Source organism: Synechococcus sp. R3-13, from assembly GCF_047462195.1.
Taxonomy (GTDB): Bacteria; Cyanobacteriota; Cyanobacteriia; order Thermostichales; family Thermostichaceae; genus Thermostichus.
This window is the reverse complement of record NZ_JANSIO010000367.1, coordinates 1-7374: the sequence shown is the minus strand read 5'-3', so window position 1 is coordinate 7374 and position 7374 is coordinate 1. Positions and strand designations below refer to the sequence as shown.

The 7374-nt window shown below is 56.2% G+C and carries 4 protein-coding genes, 1 tRNA gene and 1 other RNA gene; 2 read left to right on the top strand and 4 right to left on the bottom strand.

Going from position 1 to position 7374, the window contains the following annotated elements:
* Positions 1 to 68 precede the first annotated feature (68 nt).
* Positions 69 to 2729, bottom strand: a complete 2661-nt coding sequence (locus tag NW856_RS11080; protein ID WP_414400285.1) for an ATP-binding protein — start codon at positions 2727 to 2729, stop codon at positions 69 to 71.
* Between the two features lie 918 nt (positions 2730 to 3647).
* Between NW856_RS11080 and NW856_RS11075 the strand changes: the two genes are divergently transcribed.
* Positions 3648 to 5648, top strand: a complete 2001-nt coding sequence (locus NW856_RS11075) for a primary-amine oxidase (RefSeq protein ID WP_414400284.1) — start codon at positions 3648 to 3650, stop codon at positions 5646 to 5648.
* Between the two features lie 147 nt (positions 5649 to 5795).
* Here the strand turns inward: NW856_RS11075 and ssrA are convergent.
* Positions 5796 to 6197: a transfer-messenger RNA gene (gene ssrA / locus NW856_RS11070) on the bottom strand.
* Between the two features lie 100 nt (positions 6198 to 6297).
* Between ssrA and NW856_RS11065 the strand changes: the two genes are divergently transcribed.
* Positions 6298 to 6369, top strand: a tRNA-Lys gene (locus NW856_RS11065).
* Between the two features lie 2 nt (positions 6370 to 6371).
* On the opposite strand, the gene gatC is transcribed toward NW856_RS11065, so the two are convergent.
* Together gatC and NW856_RS11055 are read right to left on the bottom strand one after the other, a co-directional pair.
* Positions 6372 to 6665 carry an Asp-tRNA(Asn)/Glu-tRNA(Gln) amidotransferase subunit GatC gene (gene gatC / locus NW856_RS11060; RefSeq protein ID WP_414400282.1) on the bottom strand — a complete coding sequence of 98 codons (294 nt, stop codon included), beginning with the start codon at positions 6663 to 6665 and terminating at the stop codon, positions 6372 to 6374.
* A gap of 97 nt (positions 6666 to 6762) precedes the next feature.
* Positions 6763 to 7284: a photosystem I assembly protein Ycf3 gene (locus NW856_RS11055; RefSeq protein WP_414350803.1), complete on the bottom strand. Its 522-nt coding sequence runs from the start codon at positions 7282 to 7284 to the stop codon at positions 6763 to 6765.
* Positions 7285 to 7374 lie beyond the last annotated feature (90 nt).

The following is a 7374-nucleotide window of genomic DNA, read 5'->3' as shown; positions in this document are numbered from 1 at the left end:
ATAGAGCACCGACCTTCTAAGTCGATGGTTGCAGGTTCGAGTCCTGCGCAAGGCGCTGGCCTTGCCCTCTAAGCCTTGCTTGGGGTTTCCGACAAGCTGCCCTGATGGGGGCACCACATCTGAACCATCACCTGCCGAGAGTGGCTTTCCACCCGCAGGGATCCCTGCAGCAGCTCCACTGCCTTTTGAACCAGCGATAGACCCAAGCCCGTTCCCCCGGCATTGCGGCAATCCAACTGGGGGAGGCGATAGAACTTTTCAAAAAGGCGGGGCAACGCTTCTGCAGGAATTTCCACCCCTGTATTGCGCACCGTGATCAGCCAGCCGGGACGGCCATTGGAGTTAGCCTGGCTCACACTCAAATAGATGCTTTCTCCAGTGGGGGTGTACTTACACGCATTGTTTAAAAGCTCGCTGACCACCCGCGACAAGAGGCTCTCATCCGTGCAGAGGAGCCAAAGGTCGGGATCCCATTCCACCTGGAACTGTTGGCCTTGCTGCGCAGCCCGCAGCCGGAAGGACTCGGCAAGATTGGGGATCCATTCCTGGGGAGATAAACAGGTAAGTCTGAGGACTTTGTTTCCGGATTCGAGGGCTTGCAACTCCAACAGGTCGTTGATTAACTCCAGCTCGCGGTTGGTCTCCATCTCCAAAATTTGAAAGTAGCGCCTTTCCCGCTCAGTTAGGTTGGCTTTAGATAGAAACCCAATAGCCAGCTTCATGTTGGTGAGAGGTGTGCGCATTTCGTGGGAGACCATGTGCAGAAACTCATCTTTGAGTTGGTTGAGCTCCTGCAACTGTTGCACCTGACGCTGGATCGTTTGATAAAGACGTGCTTGGCGAATGGCGATGGCACATTGGCCGGCTACCCGTTGGATAAGCCGTTGTTCCCGCTCGGTAAATATCTGCTCTGGCGGACGGGATCCACAAATATTCCCCAAAACAAGCAGTTCCTCGTCTTGCCCTGCCAGATCCCTTTTTTCACAGATGGGGGCGACGATCAGGGTACAGCGGTCATGGTTAGGCCAGCAGGGGTGATGGAGATTGCTGAAGTGGCAAAGCTGTCCGCGCTGGAGCTGACGAAGCACATGGGCGAAATCCGCAAACGAAACCTCCAGGGGGAAGCGCCGGATCCCTTCTCCGGCCAAATAGTCCACCGCCAAAACGCTGACCTGCCGCTCTGGGTCATGAAGGGCGATGGTGCAATTGGATAGGTTCAAGCTCAGGGCCAGTTCTCGGGCCACCGTTTCCAAGATTTTTTGTTCGTCCAAGGTGGATCGAATTTCTTCGGTGATGAGCTGGAGTAGCGCTTCGTCGTTGTAAGCTTGTTCGAGCTCTGCATTGCGCACCCGCACTTGGTAATCCAATTCAGCATTGGCCTGCTGCAGCTTTTGATAAAGCTCTGCCTGCTGAATGGCCACTGCCAGGTGCTCCCCGATAGCCTTGGCCAGCTCGATCTCATCGGTTTGCCAATCCGGATCTGAAGTCAGGCGCCGCAGCGATAGCCCGCCCCACATTTGTTCCTGACAAGCCACCGGGATCACCAGCCAAGGGCCCAGTTGGTATTCTCGCTTCTCATAAATGGCAAAGGGATCGGCAATCTGCTCCGGATCCTGGACATGAAAAATTTGCAGCCGTTTCAAATGATCGAAAACCATAAAATCCCTGCTATCCGGCAGTCGCAGGTTCAGATTGTTGGGCAAATTAGGAAATCGGCTATGGCCGGCAATGCCCAACCACACGGCCTCAGCGGGCAGGTACTGATAAAGGGTAACTCGTGCTGCCTGCAACACTGCCCCCACTTCCCGCACCGCCACATCAAATAGGGTGGGTAAGTCCAGAGAGGTGTTGATGGCCTGAATGAGCTGATTAAACAGTCTTTCTCGCTGCAATTGCCGCTGCAGTTTCAGCTCAGCTTGCTTGCGAGGGGTGATGTTTCTGATGATCACCAGCACTTGATCTTCCCCAAAGGGAACGATGCGGGCCTGGCGATATTGGGGCTGAGGGGATCCCTCTGGGCAGGGGTATTCGATCTCTTGAGCTTGCCGGGTTGCCAAGGCCAGCTCCAGATGCTCGCGAATGGCTTGGGCTATGGGTTCCGCCCCACCGGTGCAACCGGTATCAGGAAACAGCTCTTCAGGAGTTTTGCCCAGGTAGTAGGCAGGGGGATGGGGGACAGAAAAATGGCTGGGCGGCTTGAACTCCAGACATCGGCCCTGGCGATCCAGACGAAGCAGCATGTCGGGCAGGGCTTCCAGGAGCTGGCGATAGTGGCGCTCTCGCTCGGCCAAGGTGATCTCTAATTGCTTGCGCTCGCTGATGTCCAGGGTCACGCCGACAATCTCGCCGGGATCCCCTTTCGGCCCCAGCAGGACAACCCCCTGGGAAAGCTGCCAGCGCATCTGGCCGTCGGCCTGGTAAACCCGATATTCCACCGAAAAGTTGGGATCCCCCTCTACCGCCCTGGGCCCAGCCGTCTGCAAAGCTTCTTTCACCCTTTGGCGATCTTCCGGGTGAACGCGCTGCAAGAACACTTCTAAGGTGAGATCTTGGCCGGGATCCAGCCCGTATTTGGCCTTGCATTGGGGAGAGGCACTCAACTCCCAGGTGCACAGATCCAGTTGCCAATAGCCCAGTTGGGTGGCTTCTAAGGCCAAATAGAGATGCTCTGGATAAAAGCTGCCGTCTCCTGGCCGCACCGGCACCAGGCGGTATCGAGTTGAAGCCATCTCCCTCACCAGACGGTTAATTTGCCGCAAGCCCTGCCTCATTGTGGACAATTTTCAGAGAACCTGGGAGATCCTACTATTCGAATTGCTAGAAATTCCTAACCTTAAGCATGGCTCCAGGGTAACTCTTAGATATGTGTTCTCCGACACCAAACCTTCAACTTGAGCTGGACTTCAACTTCACGGGGAGAAGGCCTAGGGTCACACCCTGCTGATGCGACCGGGAGGCTTTGGGCCGGGCTTGTGGGAAAGGGGGGTGCCTCTGCTATAGTATCGTCAGTTGCATTTCGGATCCCAAGTGGTGGGATCCCCCTGGCAGGTAGGGTCAGGGCAGGCTTCGAGATGTCTTTGCGCTCTTGCGAGAGTTGACGTTGCGTTGAGCTTTCTCGGTGTGATCCTGCCCTTAGCCTGCGTGAAGCGTTTTCTCTTTTTTATGCTTTCCTGTGCAACGTTAAGCCTGACGTTTAATCACAGAAAACTTCTCCTGCTCTCGAGTTTGGGTTTATCTGTAGTAAGACCTGTATTCAGATTTTCCCGATGGGTTGACGGTTTCCTGTTCGCCCTGGCGCGGCTTCTCAAGGTGCCGTTGCCCTCTTCATTTGGTTAGCGGACGGGGAAACAGAAGATTGCTAGATCTGGACAATTAGCAGGGCCGAGGTTGTCTTCACTTCCTTGGGCTTTGGCTTAAGTTTTCCTTTCCCCGAGTATCTCTTGCAAAGTTGCCCGATGTTGGCGATGGCAACAGGATAGTCTGTTTAGCCTGCTGTTAGGTTTTCTGGATCCTCTGAGTTGGGTTGATGGGCTGGCCCGCGGCATGGCGAGCGAAGGGATCCCTTTGACCTTTCTCAGCAGACTTCTCCCTATTTTTTCCTAGCTCAACTCAATCATTTTCCAACCGAAGAATTCAAGGTTATTGCTGTGGTTTGTAAAGTTTCTCCCAGTTTGGATCGACATAGCCAGTCGAGTGAATCTGCTTTGCTTGGCCAGGCTTCATTGCCCCAAGGCCACCCCTTGGATCCCCTCAGCGCCGAAGAGATGCGACAGGTGGTGCAGATCCTGCGCCGGCAACGGCCCCTCAGTTCTCAGTGGCGCTTTGTAACCATCCAGCTACACGAGCCGGAGCGGCCTTGGATGGAAGCGTGGCAGCCGGGGCAGCCGTGGGATCGGCAGGCTTTCGTGGTGCTGTTGGATCCGGCCAGTGGCAACACCTACGAAGCGGTGGTCTCTCTGTCAACACAGCAGGTGCGCTCTTGGCAGCTCGTTCCGGGCGTGCAGCCCCCTCTGCTCGACGATGAGGTGTACGCCTGCGACCGCCTGCTCAAGGAGGATCCCCAATTTTTGGCGGCTCTGCAGCGGCGGGGGATTGCCGATGTGGATTTGGTGATGGTGGACTACTGGACGGTGGGCTACTTCGGGATCCCGGAAGAAGAAGGGCGGCGGCTGGTGCGAGGCTTTTGTTTCCTACGTACTTCCCCTTGCGACAACGGCTATGCCCGTCCCATCGAGGGTCTCTACCCCTGGATTGACCTCAACCGCATGCAAGTTGTCAAGGTGGAGGATCGGGGTCTGTGGCCCTTGCCGCCGGAGTCCGGTAACTTCGACGAGCTGTTTTTCAAAGATTTTCGCCAAGACTTGAAGCCGCTAGAAATCACTCAGCCCCAAGGGGTGAGCTTCCAGGTGGACGGCCACCACATCCGCTGGCAGAAGTGGGATCTGCGCATCAGCTTTAACCCGCGAGAGGGGCTCGTCCTCCACCAGGTGAGCTACGAGGATCAAGGCCGCCTTCGCCCCATTCTCTATCGGGCTTCGGTAGCAGAGATGGTGGTACCCTACGGGGATCCGCGGGATCCCCACTTCCGCAAAAATGCCTTCGATGTGGGGGAATACGGCATCGGGATGCAGGCCAACTCCCTGCGGCTGGGCTGCGACTGTCTGGGGGAAATCTACTACTTCGATGCCTGGCTGCCCACCAACAGCGGTGAGCTCATGCTTTTGAAAAATGCCGTCTGCATGCACGAGGAGGATTTTGGCATCCTTTGGAAGCACACCGACTGGCGCACGGAACGGGCGCAGGTGCGGCGCTCGCGGCGGCTGGTGCTTTCCTTTTTCACCACCATTGGCAACTACGACTACGGCTTTTTCTGGTACTTCTACCAAGACGGCACGCTGGAGTTTGAAGCCAAGCTCACCGGCATTATCAACACTTGCGCTACGTTGCCGGGGGAAGAGCCGGAGTTTGGCGTCTTGGTGGCACCCCAATTGTCTGGCCTCAACCACCAGCACTTTTTCACTGTCCGCCTCGATATGGCGGTGGATGGGCCGTGCAACTCCCTCTATGAAGTGCATGCAGAACCTCTGCCTCTGGGGCCGGATAACCCTCACGGCAACGCCTTTCGCGCCCGCTCCACCCTGCTCAAAACCGAGCAGGAGGCCAAGCAAACGGTGGATCCCTTGCGGGGCCGCTATTGGAAGATTGTCAACCCCAATCGCCACAACCGCCTGGGACAGCCGGTGGCCTACAAACTGATGCCGGGGGACAATGTCCAGCTTTTGGCCCACCCCGACTCTTGGCTGTACCGACGGGCGGGCTATCTGGCCCACCACCTCTGGGCCACGCCCTACCATCCCGGCGAGAAGTTCCCAGCAGGGAACTACCCCAACCAACATCCCGGTGGCGAAGGGCTGGTGCAATGGACGCAAGCGAACCGCTCCCTGGAAAACACCCGCCTGGTGCTCTGGTATAGCTTTGGCTGCAATCACTTCCCCCGCACCGAAGACTGGCCGGTGATGCCGGTTAGCTACATCGGCTTTATGCTCAAGCCCCTAGGCTTCTTTGAGTGCAACCCGGCTTTGGATGTGCCCCCGCCTCCGCCAAAGATCAAAGGCTGCTGCAGCTTGAGTCATTCCAACCAGCAGTGAGCGCCATATCCACCCCCTGTCCCTCATCGCGCTGACCGAATCGGGATCCAACGGATTTGGGTGGGCTGTCAAGAATATCAAAAAGCCCAGAAGCCTTGCTGTGTAGGAACGCTGTGTAGGAACTTCTGGGCATTGTTCAACTTTGGGAAATGGAGCTGACGGGAGTCGAACCCGTGTCCGAGATGGGTACTGAGGGATCACTCATTCACAGGTTTAGCCTCTTTGACCCTCGAGGCGGGGATCGCCGTTTGGATCCCGGCGATGGGAGTTCTCCGCCTAATCTTAGTCTCTCCCTCGACGGAGCCAGAGTAGAGAGCTGCACCCGTTGGGGTTGTGATCCGCCCACTTAACGGGGTCGTGAGCAGATCCTCGAGCTCAGAGTAAGTTTTCGGTTACTGAGCCTTAGGCAGCCAAAGCAGCTGCTTTACGAGCAAAGGGTACGACGTTGTTCGCACGTACTGTTTTGAGCCTGGTGGTAACGGGAGAAGCTCAATCCCGACCTGCATCATGAACCCATGTTCGCCACCCCGTCGAAACCGTTACAGCCCCAGGGTTGACTTGAGTCCAGCATAGCAAGATTTTTGGGGATACGGCCAGAACCTTTGCGAATGTGACAGAAGCTTTGCTAATATGACAAAGCTGCAAACTTGGGTCGGTAGCTCAGCGGTAGAGCACTCGGCTTTTAACCGATTGGCCCAGGGTTCGAATCCCTGCCGACCCATGTCAGTCTTCTTCTTCCAAAATGCGGGGCACCTTGAAGAACATGTCAGCTCGATCAGGGGCGTTGGCCAGGATCCCTTCGATATCCGGGTAGGGCTCGACTTCATCGGGGCGAGTGGGCAGTTCCATGTCCAGGACGTGAAAGGTGGGCTCTACCCCCTCCGTGTCCAGCTCCTTCAGTTGCTCCACGTAGGCCAAGATGTCTGCTAGCTGCTCTGTGAACTGGATCTCTTCCTCCTCGGTCAGCTCCAGACGAGCCAAGTGAGCAACATGTTGGACTTCTTCCCGTTTCAGCATCCTCTCCTCCGGCTCCCAGATTATCGACTTGACTTAGCCCAGGGTAGCCGAGATCAACCGTTCGCGTTAACGGAACGGAGTCCTTCTGCAGGAAAGCTCAGTACACCTCCAGGTTGGCGCGCCCGGTGGTTTTCAGCCAGTTTTGGGCCTCGATGTAGTTGTTGGGGGCAATGCGAATGGCCCGAATCCAGTACTGGGCAGCCTCGTTGAACAGGGCCTCTGCTGTTTCCTCATCCCCGGCTTGCAGGCTCAGCTCGCCCTTGTGGTGCAGCAATACGGCAATGTTGTTCAGGGCAGAGCAAAGTCTTGGGTTTAACTCCAGAGCTTGGTGGTAGTGGTCGAGGGCTTTGTCAAGCTCGCCGTTGCTTTGGTAGATCAGGCCCATGTTGTAGAGAATGTAGCTGCGGTCTTCTTCCCCTTGCTCCAGGGCGAGGGCTTCTCTGTAGTTTTCTAGGGCCTCGGCGTATTCTCCTTCGCTCTGAGCGGCCATGCCATCCCGGTAGTAGGCAAAGGCTTTCTTTTCCTCGGAACTCACCCCTGGCAGCAGTTTCAGAATTAGATCGGCCATGACGGTGAAGGTCTTGTCAATGAAGTTGTCGTTCTTCATGCTGCGCGGCATGGCTGACCCCTTTTAAGTTTAGGACTAAGGATCTGATACATTTACGCTGAACACTGCCGAACATCACTGTTCAACTATGCAGCGATAGCA

Bases quoted from the DNA above. Each gene is read 5' to 3' on its own strand.
- NW856_RS11080 (WP_414400285.1), bottom strand. From the start codon at position 2,729: ATGGCTTCAACTCGATACCGCCTGGTGCCGGTGCGGCCAGGAGACGGC.
- NW856_RS11055 (WP_414350803.1), bottom strand. From the start codon at position 7,284: ATGCCGCGCAGCATGAAGAACGACAACTTCATTGACAAGACCTTCACC.
- gatC (WP_414400282.1), bottom strand. From the start codon at position 6,665: ATGCTGAAACGGGAAGAAGTCCAACATGTTGCTCACTTGGCTCGTCTG.